The following is a 15,146-nucleotide window of genomic DNA, read 5'->3' as shown; positions in this document are numbered from 1 at the left end:
TCGCCGGCAAGCCGTGCTCCTACAGGGGATTTGTGTTGGGCATAAAAATGCCGCTCAGTTGAGCGGCATTTTGGCATCTGCGAACTTACTCCGAAGCAACGGCATTCTTCGCCAGAATCGCATTCGCCAGTTCCATGTCCGTGGCCTGCAAGCCTGGGTTGTCGGCGCGGACTTTCTGCATTGCCGCTTCCAGGTAAGGGCCGCGAATGCCGCCGTCACTGGCAACAAAGCTGCTGGCATCGTCCTGGGCGGCGACGACCATTTTGTTGTCCTTGGACGTCAGGTAGGTCGAGGCGGTGGTTGCACCGGAGGTGAGGACATTTTGCCAAAAGCTATCATCGGCCATCGCGCTACCGACTGGAAGAGACAGCAGCGCGACGGTGGCGACAGCAAGTTTGAAACGCATGATGGGTGACTCCACTGGGTTAACTGCGGCGTTGGATAGCCAACCCCCAATCGAGTTCCATGGCGAGCGCGTTTACTTTTGCTCGCTCTGCGGCGTCACTCGCAACACCTCTTCAATGGTGGTCAAACCCGCAGCGACTTTCTGGGCTCCGGATAGCCGCAAGCTGCGCATGCCTTCCTTGAACGCCTGACGCCGGATCGCCAGCAAGTCGGTGTCCGGATTGATCAACGCTTTGACCCCGTCAGTCAGCTGCATGATTTCGTAAACCCCGGCGCGGCCGTGATAGCCGGTGTCGCGACATTCCAGGCAGCCGATGGCACGTTGGGCATTAGTGGGCAGGGGGGCTTGCCAGGGTTTGGTCAGGGTTTGCCAATCCTCTTCACCCAACGTCAGCGGTGCCTTGCAATGGGGGCATAAGGTGCGCACCAGGCGCTGGGCCATAACGCCGAGCACCGTGGCTTTGATCAGGTAGTGCGGCACACCGAGTTCCAGCAGGCGACTGATCGCGATCGGCGCGTCGTTGGTGTGCAATGTCGAGAGCACCAAGTGGCCGGTGAGCGCTGCCTGAATCGCCATTTCGGCGGTTTCGAGGTCGCGAATCTCGCCGATCATGATGATGTCCGGGTCTTGTCGCATCAGCGCGCGCACGCCGGCGGCGAAGGTCAGGTCGATGTTGTGCTGGACCTGCATCTGGTTAAACGCGGACTCGACCATTTCAATCGGGTCTTCGATGGTGCAGAGGTTGACCTCCGGCGTCGCCAGTTTCTTTAGCGTGGTGTACAGCGTGGTGGTTTTGCCCGAACCGGTCGGCCCGGTGACCAGAATGATGCCGTTGGGTTGACGGGTCATGTCCTGCCAGCGGCGCAAGTCTTCGGCGGAAAAGCCTAGCTGGTCGAAATCCTTTAGCAGGACTTCCGGGTCGAAGATCCGCATGACCATTTTTTCACCGAATGCCGTCGGTAACGTCGACAGCCGCAGCTCGACCTCACCGCCGTCCGGGGTCTTGGTTTTCACCCGGCCGTCCTGGGGTTTGCGCTTTTCCGCGACGTTCATCCGCCCGAGGCTCTTGAGGCGACTGACGATGGCCATGGTCACCTGTGGCGGGAATTGATAGACGTTGTGCAACACGCCGTCGATGCGAAAGCGCACCGTGCCTTGCTCGCGTCGGGGTTCGATGTGGATATCGCTGGCGCGCTGCTGGAAGGCGTACTGAAACAGCCAGTCAACGATGTTGACGATGTGCGCGTCATTGGCGTCCGGCTCCTGGTCGCTGGCGCCGAGGTTGAGCAGCTGCTCGAAGTTGCCCAAGGTGCTGGTCTGCTGATCGGCGCTGGTCGCGCCGCTGACCGATTTGGCCAAGCGGAAAAACTCGACGCTAAAGCGCTGGATGTCGACAGGGTTGGCCACCACCCGTTTGATCGGCAGCTTCAACACGTGGGTCAGGTCGGCTTCCCAGCCTTTGACGTAGGGCTGGGCGCTGGCCACGGTGACCGCGTCGCGGTCGATGGACACCGCGAGTATCTTGTGGCGCTGGGCAAAGGCGTAGGACATCAGCGGCGTAATGGCCGCGACGTTGATCTTCAGCGGATCGATGCGCAAATAAGGCTGGCCGGCCTGTTGCGACAGCCACAGGGTCAGGCTTTCCAGGTCCAGGTGTTTACCGGGACGGCTAAGATCGTCGAGGTGTTGGCTGGCAATGAATTCGAGCGGATGCAGCTGGCCATTGGTGGCGTGGCGGCGGCGAGCATTGAGCGCATGCTCGGCCGAGTCATGGCTGATAAAGCCTTGGGCGACCAGTTCGCGCAGCAAATCATTGAGATCCAGCCAGCGGTCCTGAATGGCAAGTTGAACGGACATGCGGGCTCCTCATGAACACAGTCCGCAAAGGATAGTCGCGGACCTGTCGACTGCTGGGCCACTACTGGACAAAGCCGTGTCGAGGTTTTTCAACCCGCGGCCTGGACCGGCTCATCCCACGCCGCATCAGCCGCTTGCAGCTCGACCGAGCAGACGCTGATCAAGTTACGAAGTTTTTCTGCAATCACTTGGGCGCGGTGCCAGCTGAGACCGTCCATGACAATGTCGATCGACAGCAAGTCATCGTGTCGCTGTACGTTGACCTGTTGTGGCGTCAGAAACTGCAAGGCGAACAGATTGAGCGCCCGGCACAGCAGGTCCGGTTCCGCTTCGGCGAGCAATAGATAGTGAACCCGGCAGTGGGTGTTGCTGACGCTCCAGACGTCGGCACGGGTTGGCGGGGTATGGACAGCTTCTAAATGCGGCATGGTCGGTCTCCAAAATCACTGGAGGAATTTTTACATTCGTTGTCGGGCATTTCTTATCTATGATTGAGTCAATTGGCGACTTATCGAATTGTCTAATTCAAATAGAGAAGGTTTTAAGGTTTTTCTATGCAAAGCGAGCTGGATGGCTACGACCGCAAGATTCTCGCGTTGCTGCAAGAGGACGCTTCGCTCTCCAGCGCGCAGATCGCCGAACAGGTGGGGCTCTCGCAGTCGCCGTGCTGGCGGCGGATTCAGCGGATGAAGGAAGAGGGGATCATTCGCGCGCAGGTGACGCTGCTTGATCGTAAGAAGATCGGGCTGAACACGCAGATCTTTGCCGAGATCAAACTCAACGCGCACGGGCGTTCGAACTTCACAGAGTTCACCGAGGCGATTCGCGGGTTTCCGCAAGTGCTGGAGTGTTATGTGCTGATGGGGTCGGTGGATTTTTTACTGCGCATTGTCACGGCGGACATTGAGGCTTATGAGCGGTTTTTCTTCGAGAAACTGTCGATGGTGCCGGGGATACAGGAAGTGAACTCGATTGTGGCGTTGTCGGAAATCAAGTCTACGACGAGTTTGCCGGTCTGAGGTTTTGCGGTGAGTGGGCTGGCCTCATCGCGGGCAAGCCTTGCTCCTACAGGATTCGAGTCGGTCTCCCAATTGGGTTTGACACAAAACCTGTAGGAGCAAGGCTTGCCCGCGATGGCGGTATTACATACGCAGCAGCATTTTCCAGGCGCGATTCTGATAAACAGCAATCGCCTGCTGCTTACGCGCATCCAGCGATTCATCAGTGATCGGCTCGTTAGCTAGCAGGGCAAGCTGCTTCAACTCACCGTACAGGCGATCCATTTCCGGGATGTCCAGCACGTGACGGGCATGGTGCAGCCAGGCCTGGATGCGTTCGATGCGCGGCAGTTGCTCGGCCAGGTCTTCCGGCTGTTGCTGATAACGCTGCAATTGCAGGGAGGTCGCTTCTTCACCCAGCAAACGCGGCAGCCAGCTACCGAGTTGCGCCGCGCCCTGGCGATTGCCACGGACGTTGCGATCAGCCGCCCAGGTGCGGGCCAGCAACCAGCGTGAGGTGCTCAGCGAGAACAGGCCCCAGCGCGGGTCTTCCAGTTCTTCGAGGAATTGTTCCGGCGCGGCTTTGCGCACGTCTTCGTCCTCGATACCGGCCTGAACCAGCGGCCGCCAGTCTTCCAGCAACGCGTCCAGCGCAAGGCGCAGATCGTGCGTCGACTGGCGTGGGGCGGCTTGGCCCAGGCTGCTGAGCAGTGCGCGCAATTCAGCGAGGTTTTCGACCCAGTCCTGCAACAGGCGCCAATGGCCGTTGAAGCGATATTGCTCGGCCAGACGCTGGCTGCTGCCCAGCAAATGCCAGCTCAGCGCGGCGAAGGCGTCGTCCAGCGGGGTTTCGGCGGTGATTTGCGGCGCTGGCAGGCTCAGCGAATAGCTGTTGGCGTCGTACAAACGATAACCGCGCTCGGCCTTGCTGATGTCACACGGCATCAGGGCCAGGGTCGCGGCCAGTTCGGCAGCCAGTTCCAGCAGGGCCGCCGGCTCGCCTTCGCGCAATTCCAGTTCCAGCTCGCAGATTTCTTCTTTCTGCTTACCGACGATCACGTGGCCCAGGTCCAGTGCGGCTTCGATGACCACTTTGGTCTTGCCACGGCCCCAGGCGATTTCAGCGCGTTCGCGAACGAAGTCGGTGGTGAAAATCGGCTTGAGGGTTTTTTTGTCCAGCTCGGCCAGTTCCTCGGGCCAGCATTCGCCGTCGAGTTTCTTCACGTCGAGCTTGGCTTTGGGCAAGTTCCAGTCGTATTCGTTACGCTCGGACAGGCCGGCGACGCTCTGGCCGCGGGTCTTGAGCGTTTGAATCACTTCTTCGCCATCGCGGCGCAGGCGCAGGGCAACCTTGGCACGGGCCAGGTCGCGCTCAGGCGTGTCGAAGTACTGATTCATCAACTCACGGCGTTCCCAGCCACTTTTGTTGCGTTTTTTCAGGAGCGGGTGCTCGCGCAGGGCGGCGAGGGTTTCGCGGCTGACGCGGAGCTTGATTTCGGTTTCTTTCTGCATGGCCGGAAAATCCAGGATCGGGAGCGCAGCCGGGGGAATGTGTGGCTGCCAAGGTCGTGCAGTGTACAGGACTCGCCGGCCCTCCGTGCCGCGACGGTTTATTCCTGTCGCCGGATGGTTCTATGATGGACTTCCATTCGGGAGTTGGAGTCAGCGATGCCTTTGCCATCCATGAAAGATCAGTTCGCTGCGCTGATCGCTGCGCCGTCGGTCAGCTGCACCCAACCGAACCTGGATCAGACCAACCGCCCGGTGATCGATTTGCTGGCGACGTGGCTGGGTGATCTGGGTTTTGCCTGTGATATCCAGCAAGTCAGCCCTGGTAAGTTCAACCTGCTGGCCAGTTTTGGTTCCGGCCCCGGTGGCCTGGTGCTGGCCGGCCACAGTGACACGGTGCCATTCGACGGCGCATTGTGGCAGACCGATCCGCTGAAGCTCACCGAAGTTGATGGCCGTTGGATTGGCCTGGGCAGTTGCGACATGAAGGGCTTTTTCGCCCTGGCCATCGAAGCGGTGATCCCGCTGCTCGATCAGCCGTTCAAGCAACCGCTGTTGATCCTCGCTACCTGCGATGAAGAAAGCTCCATGTCCGGTGCTCGGGCTCTGGCCGCAGCCGGGCGTCCATTGGGCCGCGCGGCGGTCATCGGCGAGCCGACCGGGTTGAAGCCGATCCGCATGCACAAAGGCATCATGATGGAGCGCATCGACATTCTCGGTCAGAGCGGCCACTCCTCGGACCCAAGCTTGGGCCATAGCGCCCTTGAGGCCATGCACGATGCCATCGGCGAATTACGCGGTCTGCGCCTGTTGTGGCAGCGCGAATTTCGCAACCTGCAGTTTGGCGTGCCGACGCCGACCATGAACTTTGGCTGCATCCATGGTGGCGATAACCCTAACCGTATCTGCGGTCAGTGCTCACTGGAGTTTGACCTGCGGCCATTGCCGGGCATGGACCCCAAAGCCTTGCGCGCGGAGATTCTGCAGCGGCTCAAACCGGTTGCCGAACGGCATCAGGTGAAGATTGATTACGCGCCGCTGTTCCCCGAAGTCCCCCCCTTCGAACAGGCCGAGGACGCGGAATTGGTCCGGGTTGCCGAGAAGCTCACCGGCCATCGCGCCGAAGCAGTGGCGTTCGGCACCGAAGCGCCTTATCTTCAGCAACTTGGCTGCGAGACGCTGGTACTTGGCCCGGGCGATATCGCCTGCGCCCACCAGCCGGGGGAATACCTCGAAATGTCACGTTTGCAGCCTACGGTGCATCTATTACGTCAGCTGATCGAACATTACTGCCTGACACCGGCCGTCACGCAATCCTTGTAGGAGCCGAGCTTGCTCGCGATGAGGCCATAACATTCAACATCATCGTCGACTGTTATACCGCCTTCGCGAGCAAGCTCGCTCCTACAGGGTTTTGTGTTTTGGCGGAATAACCGTATAAATTGCCGATGTTCAAACCCGTATCCATGAGGAGAACGCGCGTGTCGCCAAGCCTGTTCCGACGATAACCATCAGCCCGCTGTGCGTTTTCAGTGTCGCCCATTTTTTGGCTGCTATTTATTACAGGCCCAGGTTCATGCCCGAATACGTTAATTGGCTTCGTCACGCTTCGCCTTACATCAATGCCCACCGCGATTGCACCTTTGTCGTCATGCTCCCCGGCGATGGAGTGGAGCACCCGAATTTCGGCAATATCGTCCACGACCTGGTGCTGTTGCACAGCCTTGGCGTACGGCTGGTGCTGGTTCACGGTTCCCGTCCGCAAATTGAAACCCGCCTCGCCGCGCGCGGTCTGACCCCGCATTACCATCACGGCATGCGCATCACCGATGCCGCGACGCTGGAGTGTGTGATCGATGCGGTTGGTCAGCTGCGTATCGCCATTGAAGCGCGCCTGTCCATGGATATGGCCTCGTCGCCGATGCAGGGCTCGCGCCTGCGGGTGGCCAGCGGCAATCTGGTCACGGCGCGGCCGATTGGTGTGCTCGAAGGCGTGGATTATCACCACACCGGCGAAGTACGTCGTGTCGATCGCAAAGGCATCAATCGCCTGTTGGACGAGCGCTCCATCGTGTTGTTGTCGCCGTTGGGCTACTCGCCGACCGGTGAGATCTTCAATCTCGCCTGCGAAGACGTCGCCACCCGCGCGGCCATCGACCTGGGCGCGGACAAGTTACTGCTGTTCGGCGCCGACCTGGGCTTGATCGACGAAAACGGTCGTCTGGTGCGTGAATTGCGTCCGCAACAAGTACCGGCGCATTTGCAGCGCTTGGGCAGCAACTATCAGGCTGAGCTGTTGGATGCGGCGGCTGAAGCGTGCCGGGGCGGCGTGGCGCGCAGCCATATCGTCAGTTATGCCGAAAACGGTGCACTGCTGACCGAACTGTTCACCCGCGACGGGGGCGGTACGCTGGTGGCGCAGGAGCAATTTGAAATTGTGCGCGAAGCGGCGATTGAGGATGTCGGCGGTTTGCTGGATTTGATCAGCCCGCTGGAAGAACAGGGGATTCTGGTACGTCGCTCCCGTGAAGTGCTGGAACGTGAGATCGAGCAGTTCAGCGTGGTGGAGCGCGAAGGCATGATCATCGCCTGTGCGGCGCTGTATCAGATTGCCGATTCGGACGCAGGGGAGCTGGCGTGTCTGGCGGTGAACCCGGAATACCGCCATGGCGGGCGCGGTGATGAGCTGCTGGAACGCATCGAAACCCGTGCCCGGGCCCAGGGATTGAAAACCCTGTTCGTGCTGACGACCCGTACCGCTCACTGGTTCCGCGAACGCGGGTTTGTGCCGAGCAGCGTCGAACGCCTGCCGTCGGCGCGGGCTTCTCTGTACAACTATCAGCGTAATTCGAAGATCTTCGAAAAAACCTTATAACCGTGGCGCCCCCTTCGCGAGCGGGCTCGCTCCCACAGGAGATCTCCAGTGTATGCAGATCCAGTGTGGGAGCGAGCCTGCTCGCGATCGGCTGCGTAGCAGCCGCCAACAATCACTCAGCGACAAACTTCGCACTGACATACGCCGAATAATCCGGTAGCACCGTTTCAACCTTCCCCTGCTCCTTCAAGAACTTCGCCGTCTCGCCAATCGCCTTGGCCGTGCCGCCATCCAATAGCGCGGTGGTCTGCTGAGCCTTGGCATCCGGGAACGCAGAACCGGCCAACAGCTCCGGTACATCGGCCGCGTTGGCACCGGTCAGTTTGGCGATTTTCTGCACGGGCACTGAATCGGCGGTCCAGCTGTCTTTATGCGCGGCGTAGTCGGCGAACGAGTCCAAGGTGACCTTGGCAAATTTGGCCACCACCTCAGGATGTTTTTCGGCGTAATCCTTACGCGCGACCCAGACTTCAAACGTCGGCGCCCCCCACTGACCGACCTGCGCGGCATCCGTCAACGTCTTGCCTGTCTTGCGAATTTCCCCCAGCGCCGGCGACCAGACAAACGCGCCATCAATATCACCCCGCTTCCACGCTGCCGCGATCTCCGCCGGCTGCAAATTAACCACTTTGACTTTCGAGGCGTTCAGGCCCCAGTGCTTCAGTGCGCCGAGCAAACTGTAGTGAGAGGTTGAAACGAAGGGGGTGGCGATGGTCTTGCCGATCAGATCTTGCGGATTGTCGATACCGCTCCCGTTGCGCACCACTAGGGCTTCAGCCGCATTGATCTGGGCTGACACGATGAACGCGACTATCGGCAGATTGCGCGAGGCGGCCGCGGCCAAAGGACTGGAGCCGAGGTTGCCAATCTGAACATCACCGGAAGCGATGGCTGTCACCACTTCAGGGCCGCTGTTGAAGCGGCGCCAGTCAATTTTCTGGCCGATGGTTTGCTCATACAGGCCGTCCGCCTGAGGGACTTTGCTGGGGTCGATGCCAGTTTGATAACCCACAGTCAGGTTGACCGCTTGAGCGGAATGAGAAAATATCAGGGACACACAAACTGTAACAATTAGGCTGGATAGTTCGCGTCTGGTCGTCATGGCGTCGCCTTTCGGTGGGGGTTTGTTTCCGAATTGCTTCAAACGCTAAACGATCTAAAAAATGTCTAATAAATACCATTTGGTAATTAGCTTATGAGCTGGGGCCTCTATTCCGGGGCCGCGTGGGGTGCAGCGCTAAATTCCTAAAAGGTATGAGGAACGAATGGGCTCGTTCTTTGCAGATTTGTAACGAGCTCATGACCAACATGGACCAAAAAACGGGGGATTAGACCATGGTCGTAGACACACATAGTTACGATTGACTTGTGAGTCACGCTCTGGCGCTAATCGCGCATCTTAGGATCTTCGGCCATCGAACCGAGGCCAGGAACACAAGAATTAGAAACGAGAGGAGTTAGACAATGAACAAGTCCACCTTGGCCTTGGCCGTGGCCGTAGGGGTTTTGGCGCAGCAGGCAGGCGCCGCAGGTTTCATCGAAGACAGCAAGGCTTCCGTTAGTTCCCGCACCATGTATTACAACAACGATAACCGTGAAACCGGCCCCGATCAGAAAGAGAGCGCTGAAGGCCTCAAGTTCGATTACTTGTCTGGTTTCACTCAGGGTACTGTCGGCTTCGGTATCGACGCCCAGGCACTGGTCGGCATCCATCTGGACGGCGGCAAGGGGCATCACCCGGATAACAACACCTTCTTCCCAAGCGACAGCGATGGTTCGGCTGTGAACGAGTGGAGCCGCGCAGCGGCCAACGTCAAGGCGCGCATCTCCAAGACCGAAGCCCACCTGGGCGGCGCTATGCAACCGAACATGCCGATTCTGGTAGCGAACGATAGCCGCCTGCTGCCACAGACCTTTGACGGTGGCACCCTCTCCTCGAAAGAAATCGACAACTTGACCCTCAACGTAGGTCAGTTCGAACACGCGGCGGGTCGTGCCTCTTCAAACTCCTCCGGCCTGGCCGTGGCGGGCGGTACTGAGGCCAGTAACCAGTTCCGTTACGGCGGTGTTGACTGGAAGGCCACCAAAGACCTCACCCTGCAGTACTACCACTCGGAACTGAAGGATTACTACAAGCAGGACTTCCTGGGGATGGTTCACGTCTGGACGATCGATGCCAAGCAGTCGTTCAAGTCGGATTTTCGCTACTTCGACAGCAGCTCTAATGGCAAGAACGGCGACCCCGGTTTCCGCTTCAACAACAACAACGGTTTCGCCAGGACTCCGGGCGAGGTCGACAACAAGACCTGGAGCGGTATGTTCACCTACACCCTGGGTGGCAACGCATTCCTGCTGGGTCACCAGCGCGTGAGCGATGACGGTGGCTTCGTCTACCTGAACCAGGCCAACGTGGTTGATAGCAACGGTAATAACCAAGGTGAGGGCGGTGCCAGCTTCTACCTGTTCACCGATTCCATGATCAACGGTTTTGTCCGTGCCGGTGAAAACACCACCTTTGGCCAGTACTCCTATGATTTCGCGGCGCTGGGTGTGCCGGGCCTGAAAACCTCGATCGCCTACCTGCACGGCGATGACATCAAAGCAACGAACGGCACGGGCCCTGATGCGTCCGAGTGGGAGCGCGACATGCGGGTCGACTACACCATCCAGCAGGGCGCCCTCAAAGGTTTCGGTGTGACGGTGCGTAATGGCGTCTATCGCGGCAGTGAAGTCTCCAACAACCCCGATGTTGACCAGACTCGTGTGATCTTCAACTACACCTACAGCTTCTTGTAAAAAGCCGTCCAAAGAAGCCTCGCCTGCTGGCGAGGCTTTTTTTTGTTTGCGTATATTCCAATAACTGCTGTTGTGCGTATTTTTTATTCTTTTTGGTTTTTTTCGCAAGCACCTAAAGTAAGCCCCGTCCGGTACTCATCATGGGGCTCGGCTTTAGCACATTGATTCCCGACAGTAGAGCAGGTCAAGGAATGGGCGTTTTTGCCGATACCTCGAATCTGTGCTGCATAGGCATATTCCCAAACGGAATTAAAAAGAAACACAAAATTCTTTTTAGCTTTATTGAACTGTATCCTGCACCACCAAAACGACCGGGCTAGACAGCTCGGCAAAAATTGCGCGTCTTAGGATCCAGGGCGCTAGACCCAGGACCAGGACCACAAGCATTAGAAATGAGGAGCGAAACAATGAACAAGTCCACCTTGGCCATGGCTGTGGCCGTTGGGGTTCTGGCGCAGCAAGCAAGCGCCGCCGGTTTCATCGAAGACAGCAAGGCCACCCTGGGGCTGCGTAACTTCTACATCAACACTGATTACCGTGATGGTACGGGCCCGAACAAAAACGAAGAATGGGGCCAAGGCTTCGATCTGCGTTTCATCTCTGGTTATACCCAAGGCCCTGTCGGCTTCGGTATTGATGCAATCGGCCTGTTGGGCGTGAAGCTGGATTCGGGCGGCGGCACCAATGGCGCCACTGCAACCTCCTACGGCGGCACTGTTTTCCCAACCAAAACCAACGGCGAAGCGGTTGATGACTTCTCCAGCCTGGGCCTGACTGCCAAAGCCAAGATCTCCCAGACCGAACTGAAGCTGGGTACCCTGCAACCAAAACTGCCGGTCATCGTGACCAACGACGGTCGACTGCTGCCGCAAACCTGGCAGGGTGGCCAGCTCTCTTCCGGTGACATCAAGGACCTGACGCTGATCGGTGGCCAGATCGAAGCCGTTAAGGGGCGTAACTCCAGCAACAACGAGCAGATGTCCATTTCGGGTGCGAACACTCGTGGTCCCAAATTCCGCGACAGCAACAAGTTCAACTTTGCCGGCGGCGATTACAAAATCACCAAGGACCTGACGGCCCAGTATTACTACGGCAACCTGGAAGAGTTCTACAAGCAACACTTCCTGGGTCTGGTTCACAACTGGGCAATCGGCCCGGGCGTGTTGAAGTCGGATTTACGTTATTTCAACAGCTCTGATGATGGTGCCAACGGTCACGACCCGCTGTACTTCAGCACTGGCAACTACAACGCGCCGAGCGGTAAAGGTAAGGTCGACAACAACTTGTACAGCGGCCTGTTCCTGTACTCCGTTGCCGGTCATACCTTCGGTGGCGGCTACCAGGTCAGCAACGGTAGTAGCGACTTCCCTTTCCTTAACCAGGGTGACGGAGCGTCGGCTTACATCATCACCGACTCGCAAATCCAGAAGTTCGCCCGTGCTGGCGAACACACCTGGCAGGCACGCTACTTGTATGACTTCGCCACGGTCGGCGTACCTGGCCTGACGGCAGGTATGGTTTACCTGCACGGTGACGACATCGATACCGTTAACGCCAGCGGTGGAGAGGCGGCCAACGGCGCTTCCGAGTGGGAACGCGATCTGACCGTTGCTTACGTTCTTCAGCAAGGCCCGCTGAAGAACCTCGGCGTTACCTGGAAAAATGCGACCTGGCGTACAGACCTGCCGAACACTCGCACCCAGGATGAAAACCGTCTGATCGTCAGCTACTCGATCCCGCTGTTGTAATAGCGCTCGTGTAACAGAGACAAAAAAGCCCCGCCCGGCATCACGCCCGGCGGGGCTTTTGCGTTTCAAGGCGGGATCACCCCCGTAAACCCGTCTCGAAATTTCCTTCTTTTGCAGCACTCAAGGCCTTCTCGAACCTTGTGGGCGATGTTCGTCTCGTTGCCCGATCACGTCCAGTGAACAGATCTTTAATATTCATTTATGTTCTAAATAAATCGATATTTATTCTTTTTACTTATTCGCAAATGCAGGCACAGTCGAGCTCAACAAGCACTCATCAGGAGCAGCACCATGAGCCTCAGACTGGGCGACATCGCCCCCGACTTTGAACAGGATTCCAGCGCCGGTAATCTCCGTTTCCACGAATGGCTGGGCGATAGCTGGGGCGTGCTGTTTTCCCATCCGGCGGACTTCACTCCGGTCTGCACCACCGAACTGGGTTTCACCGCCAGGCTCAAGGATGAGTTTGCCAGCCGTGGGGTGAAAGCCATTGCCCTGTCGGTTGACCCGGTGGACTCGCACCACAAGTGGATCGAGGACATCAACGAAACCCAGAACACCCTCGTCAACTTCCCGATTCTCGCCGACGCCGACCGCAAGGTGTCGGACCTTTACGACCTGATCCATCCCAACGCCAATGACACTCTGACCGTGCGTTCGCTGTTCGTGATCGATCCGAACAAAAAGATTCGACTGACCATCACGTACCCGGCGAGTACCGGCCGCAACTTCCACGAAATTCTGCGGGTGATCGACTCGCTGCAGCTCACCGACCACTACAAAGTGGCCACCCCGGCCAACTGGCAGGACGGTGATGAAGTGGTGATCGTGCCGTCGCTCAAGGATGAGGATGAAATCAAGCAGCGGTTTCCCAAGGGCTATCGTGCCGTTAAGCCTTATTTGCGTCTGACGCCTCAGCCGAACAGGTAAGCATTTTCAGCGTGGCTTGAATCGCCATCGCGAGCAGGCTCACTCCCACATTTGGAATGCATTTCCCTGTGGGAGCGAGCCTGCTCGCGAAGACGGCCTGACAGGCGCCGCAGTATCCAGATTCACAAAGCAGGGGATTGCAGGCCGTTTCGACGGCCTTTTTTTATACCTCGAAATCAGTGTTTGTATATATCTTAAGAGAATAACTAAATGAATAAATATGATTTAAAGATATATAAGTCACCTGTTAAGGTCACTCCCATCACAGCGAGATCGCAAACCGCGAATCGCCAACAACGGTCAAGGAATCATCTGAATGTTGGTCGTCTCACTCGGTGGCAGTCCCAGCCAGCGCTCCCGTTCCGGGGTGTTGCTGGAATGCTCCCAACGCTGGTTACAGGAGCAAGGGGTGGAAGTGGTGAGTTACCAGGTTCGGGACTTCCCGGCAGAAGACTTGCTGCACGCGCGTTTCGACAGCCCCAAGGTCATCGACCTGCTGCAACAGATTGAAAACGCCGACGGCCTGCTGATTGCCACACCGGTTTACAAGGCGTCGTTCTCGGGCGCACTGAAAACCGTGTTGGACCTGCTGCCGGAGCGCGCGCTCAGCCACAAGGTCGTGTTGCCGATGGCCACCGGCGGCAGCATCGCCCACATGCTGGCGGTGGATTACGCACTCAAACCGGTGCTGTCGGCGCTCAAAGCTCAGGAAATGCTTCACGGAATTTTTGCTGTAGACAGCCAGATCGCTTACGGCGAAGGCCGCGCCCAGGCGCAATTGGCGCCGGAGCTGGAGCAACGATTGAACGAGTCGCTGGAACTGTTTTTCAGCGCCATGGCGAGGCGGCCAAAGCCGCTCGACCCGAATCTGTTGAATGAACGTTTGTTGAGTGCTCGCTGGAGCATTTAAAGCTTTTTCATTTTTTAGTTTGAAAAGTCGCCGAGCGAAGCTCAGGCACTTTTCGAACAAAAAATCACCTTACTCAGCCGCCAACGGCTTAGCAGGTGCAGCCAAAACCTCACTGCAAAAAGGAGAGCGCTATGCGCACTGTCATTTTGCGTCGTGGTCTGGTCGCTCTGTTTGTTGCGGCTGTGTCCTTCGGCGCCATTACTCAAGCTCAAGCCGAGACCTTGCGAATCGGTTATCAAAAGTACGGCACCCTGGTGCTGCTCAAAGCCAAAGGCACGCTGGAAAAACGTCTCGCCGCCCAAGGCGTGGACGTGCAATGGACTGAATTCCCCGGTGGCCCGCAACTGCTCGAAGGCCTGAACGTCGGCTCCATCGACTTCGGCGTGACCGGCGAAACCCCGCCGGTATTTGCTCAAGCTGCGGGTGCTGATCTGCTCTACGTCGCCTACGAACCACCGGCGCCACACAGCGAAGCGATCCTGGTGCCGAAGGACTCGCCGATCAAATCGGTGAAGGACCTCAAGGGCAAGAAAGTCGTGCTCAACAAAGGCTCCAACGTGCACTACCTGTTGGTACGTGCGCTGGAGGACGCCGGCCTCAAATACACCGATATCCAGACCGTGTTCCTGCCGCCGGCCGATGCCCGCGCTGCCTTTGAACGTGGCAGCGTCGACGCCTGGGTCATCTGGGACCCGTACCAGGCCGCCGCTGAAAAACAACTGCAAGCGCACACCCTGCGCGACGGCCAGGGCATCGTCGACAACCATCAGTTCTACCTCGCGACCAAACCTTACGCGCAGAAAAATCCTGAGGTGATCAAGACCCTCGTCGAAGAAGTGCGCGCGGTCGGTGAATGGTCCAAGGCCAATCCGCAAGACGTCACCCAACAGGTTTCGCCACTGCTCGGCCTGCCGGCGGACATCACCCTGACCTCGGTGAAACGCCAGGGTTATGGCGCGCTGTTCCTCACGCCAGAAGTGGTCGCGGCCCAACAGAAAATCGCCGACAGCTTCTACGAGCTCAAGCTGATACCAAAACAGTTGAGCATCAAAGACGTGATCTGGACGCCACCGGCAGCCGTTGCCCAAAGCTCAGTAACCAAAGCCCAGTAACTCGA

13 protein-coding genes are annotated in these 15,146 nt (G+C 58.0%); 8 read left to right on the top strand and 5 right to left on the bottom strand.

The window, feature by feature from the left end; all coding sequences use genetic code 11:
- Positions 1–85 precede the first annotated feature (85 nt).
- The 3 genes from AC1DWM_RS22825 to AC1DWM_RS22815 form a co-directional block, all read right to left on the bottom strand.
- Positions 86–406 carry a DUF2388 domain-containing protein gene (locus tag AC1DWM_RS22825; RefSeq protein WP_223517839.1) on the bottom strand — a complete coding sequence of 107 codons (321 nt, stop codon included), beginning with the start codon at positions 404–406 and terminating at the stop codon, positions 86–88.
- 72 nt (positions 407–478) lie between these two features.
- A complete protein-coding gene (gene tfpB / locus AC1DWM_RS22820; protein ID WP_477796176.1) occupies positions 479–2,263 on the bottom strand; it encodes a type IV pilus assembly ATPase TfpB in 1,785 nt (594 codons plus the stop codon).
- 89 nt (positions 2,264–2,352) lie between these two features.
- Positions 2,353–2,691 carry a hypothetical protein gene (locus AC1DWM_RS22815; protein WP_477796175.1) on the bottom strand — a complete coding sequence of 113 codons (339 nt, stop codon included), beginning with the start codon at positions 2,689–2,691 and terminating at the stop codon, positions 2,353–2,355.
- A 126-nt stretch (positions 2,692–2,817) separates the two neighbouring features.
- Between AC1DWM_RS22815 and AC1DWM_RS22810 the strand changes: the two genes are divergently transcribed.
- On the top strand, positions 2,818–3,282 hold the full coding sequence (locus tag AC1DWM_RS22810) for an Lrp/AsnC family transcriptional regulator (RefSeq protein WP_223517843.1): 465 nt from the start codon (positions 2,818–2,820) through the stop codon (positions 3,280–3,282).
- Positions 3,283–3,405: 123 nt separating this feature from the next.
- Here the strand turns inward: AC1DWM_RS22810 and AC1DWM_RS22805 are convergent, their stop codons facing one another.
- Positions 3,406–4,773 (bottom strand): CYTH domain-containing protein, encoded by a 1,368-nt coding sequence (locus AC1DWM_RS22805; protein ID WP_223517844.1) that lies wholly within the window; start codon positions 4,771–4,773, stop codon positions 3,406–3,408.
- 156 nt (positions 4,774–4,929) lie between these two features.
- Here AC1DWM_RS22805 and argE point away from each other — a divergent pair, with 156 nt between their 5' ends.
- Both argE and argA read left to right on the top strand, forming a co-directional pair.
- Positions 4,930–6,093 carry an acetylornithine deacetylase gene (gene argE / locus AC1DWM_RS22800; protein ID WP_223517845.1) on the top strand — a complete coding sequence of 388 codons (1,164 nt, stop codon included), beginning with the start codon at positions 4,930–4,932 and terminating at the stop codon, positions 6,091–6,093.
- A gap of 253 nt (positions 6,094–6,346) precedes the next feature.
- Positions 6,347–7,645 carry an amino-acid N-acetyltransferase gene (argA, locus tag AC1DWM_RS22795; protein WP_008150423.1) on the top strand — a complete coding sequence of 433 codons (1,299 nt, stop codon included), beginning with the start codon at positions 6,347–6,349 and terminating at the stop codon, positions 7,643–7,645.
- Positions 7,646–7,757: 112 nt separating this feature from the next.
- Here argA and tauA read toward each other — a convergent pair whose 3' ends face one another.
- A complete protein-coding gene (gene tauA / locus AC1DWM_RS22790; RefSeq protein ID WP_477796174.1) occupies positions 7,758–8,747 on the bottom strand; it encodes a taurine ABC transporter substrate-binding protein in 990 nt (329 codons plus the stop codon).
- 362 nt (positions 8,748–9,109) lie between these two features.
- Here tauA and AC1DWM_RS22785 point away from each other — a divergent pair, with 362 nt between their 5' ends.
- From AC1DWM_RS22785 to AC1DWM_RS22765, 5 genes are all read left to right on the top strand, one after another.
- Positions 9,110–10,441, top strand: a complete 1,332-nt coding sequence (locus AC1DWM_RS22785) for an OprD family porin (protein WP_223517852.1) — start codon at positions 9,110–9,112, stop codon at positions 10,439–10,441.
- A gap of 407 nt (positions 10,442–10,848) precedes the next feature.
- Positions 10,849–12,189, top strand: coding sequence for an OprD family porin (locus AC1DWM_RS22780; RefSeq protein WP_477796173.1), 1,341 nt, complete (start codon positions 10,849–10,851; stop codon positions 12,187–12,189).
- A 291-nt stretch (positions 12,190–12,480) separates the two neighbouring features.
- Positions 12,481–13,119, top strand: coding sequence for a peroxiredoxin (locus AC1DWM_RS22775; RefSeq protein WP_477796172.1), 639 nt, complete (start codon positions 12,481–12,483; stop codon positions 13,117–13,119).
- A gap of 316 nt (positions 13,120–13,435) precedes the next feature.
- Positions 13,436–14,029 (top strand): NADPH-dependent FMN reductase, encoded by a 594-nt coding sequence (gene ssuE, locus AC1DWM_RS22770; RefSeq protein WP_477796171.1) that lies wholly within the window; start codon positions 13,436–13,438, stop codon positions 14,027–14,029.
- A 131-nt stretch (positions 14,030–14,160) separates the two neighbouring features.
- Positions 14,161–15,141: a sulfonate ABC transporter substrate-binding protein gene (locus AC1DWM_RS22765; RefSeq protein WP_477796170.1), complete on the top strand. Its 981-nt coding sequence runs from the start codon at positions 14,161–14,163 to the stop codon at positions 15,139–15,141.
- Positions 15,142–15,146: the final 5 nt, after the last annotated feature.

This window comes from Pseudomonas sp. P4_C8, from assembly GCF_056401975.1.
This window is presented reverse-complemented; position numbering and strand designations above follow the sequence as displayed.

Bases quoted from the DNA above. Each gene is read 5' to 3' on its own strand.
- AC1DWM_RS22825 (WP_223517839.1), bottom strand. From the start codon at position 406: ATGCGTTTCAAACTTGCTGTCGCCACCGTCGCGCTGCTGTCTCTTCCA.
- tfpB (WP_477796176.1), bottom strand. From the start codon at position 2,263: ATGTCCGTTCAACTTGCCATTCAGGACCGCTGGCTGGATCTCAATGAT.
- AC1DWM_RS22815 (WP_477796175.1), bottom strand. From the start codon at position 2,691: ATGCCGCATTTAGAAGCTGTCCATACCCCGCCAACCCGTGCCGACGTC.
- AC1DWM_RS22810 (WP_223517843.1), top strand. From the start codon at position 2,818: ATGCAAAGCGAGCTGGATGGCTACGACCGCAAGATTCTCGCGTTGCTG.
- AC1DWM_RS22805 (WP_223517844.1), bottom strand. From the start codon at position 4,773: ATGCAGAAAGAAACCGAAATCAAGCTCCGCGTCAGCCGCGAAACCCTC.
- argE (WP_223517845.1), top strand. From the start codon at position 4,930: ATGCCTTTGCCATCCATGAAAGATCAGTTCGCTGCGCTGATCGCTGCG.
- argA (WP_008150423.1), top strand. From the start codon at position 6,347: ATGCCCGAATACGTTAATTGGCTTCGTCACGCTTCGCCTTACATCAAT.
- tauA (WP_477796174.1), bottom strand. From the start codon at position 8,747: ATGACGACCAGACGCGAACTATCCAGCCTAATTGTTACAGTTTGTGTG.
- AC1DWM_RS22785 (WP_223517852.1), top strand. From the start codon at position 9,110: ATGAACAAGTCCACCTTGGCCTTGGCCGTGGCCGTAGGGGTTTTGGCG.
- AC1DWM_RS22780 (WP_477796173.1), top strand. From the start codon at position 10,849: ATGAACAAGTCCACCTTGGCCATGGCTGTGGCCGTTGGGGTTCTGGCG.
- AC1DWM_RS22775 (WP_477796172.1), top strand. From the start codon at position 12,481: ATGAGCCTCAGACTGGGCGACATCGCCCCCGACTTTGAACAGGATTCC.
- ssuE (WP_477796171.1), top strand. From the start codon at position 13,436: ATGTTGGTCGTCTCACTCGGTGGCAGTCCCAGCCAGCGCTCCCGTTCC.
- AC1DWM_RS22765 (WP_477796170.1), top strand. From the start codon at position 14,161: ATGCGCACTGTCATTTTGCGTCGTGGTCTGGTCGCTCTGTTTGTTGCG.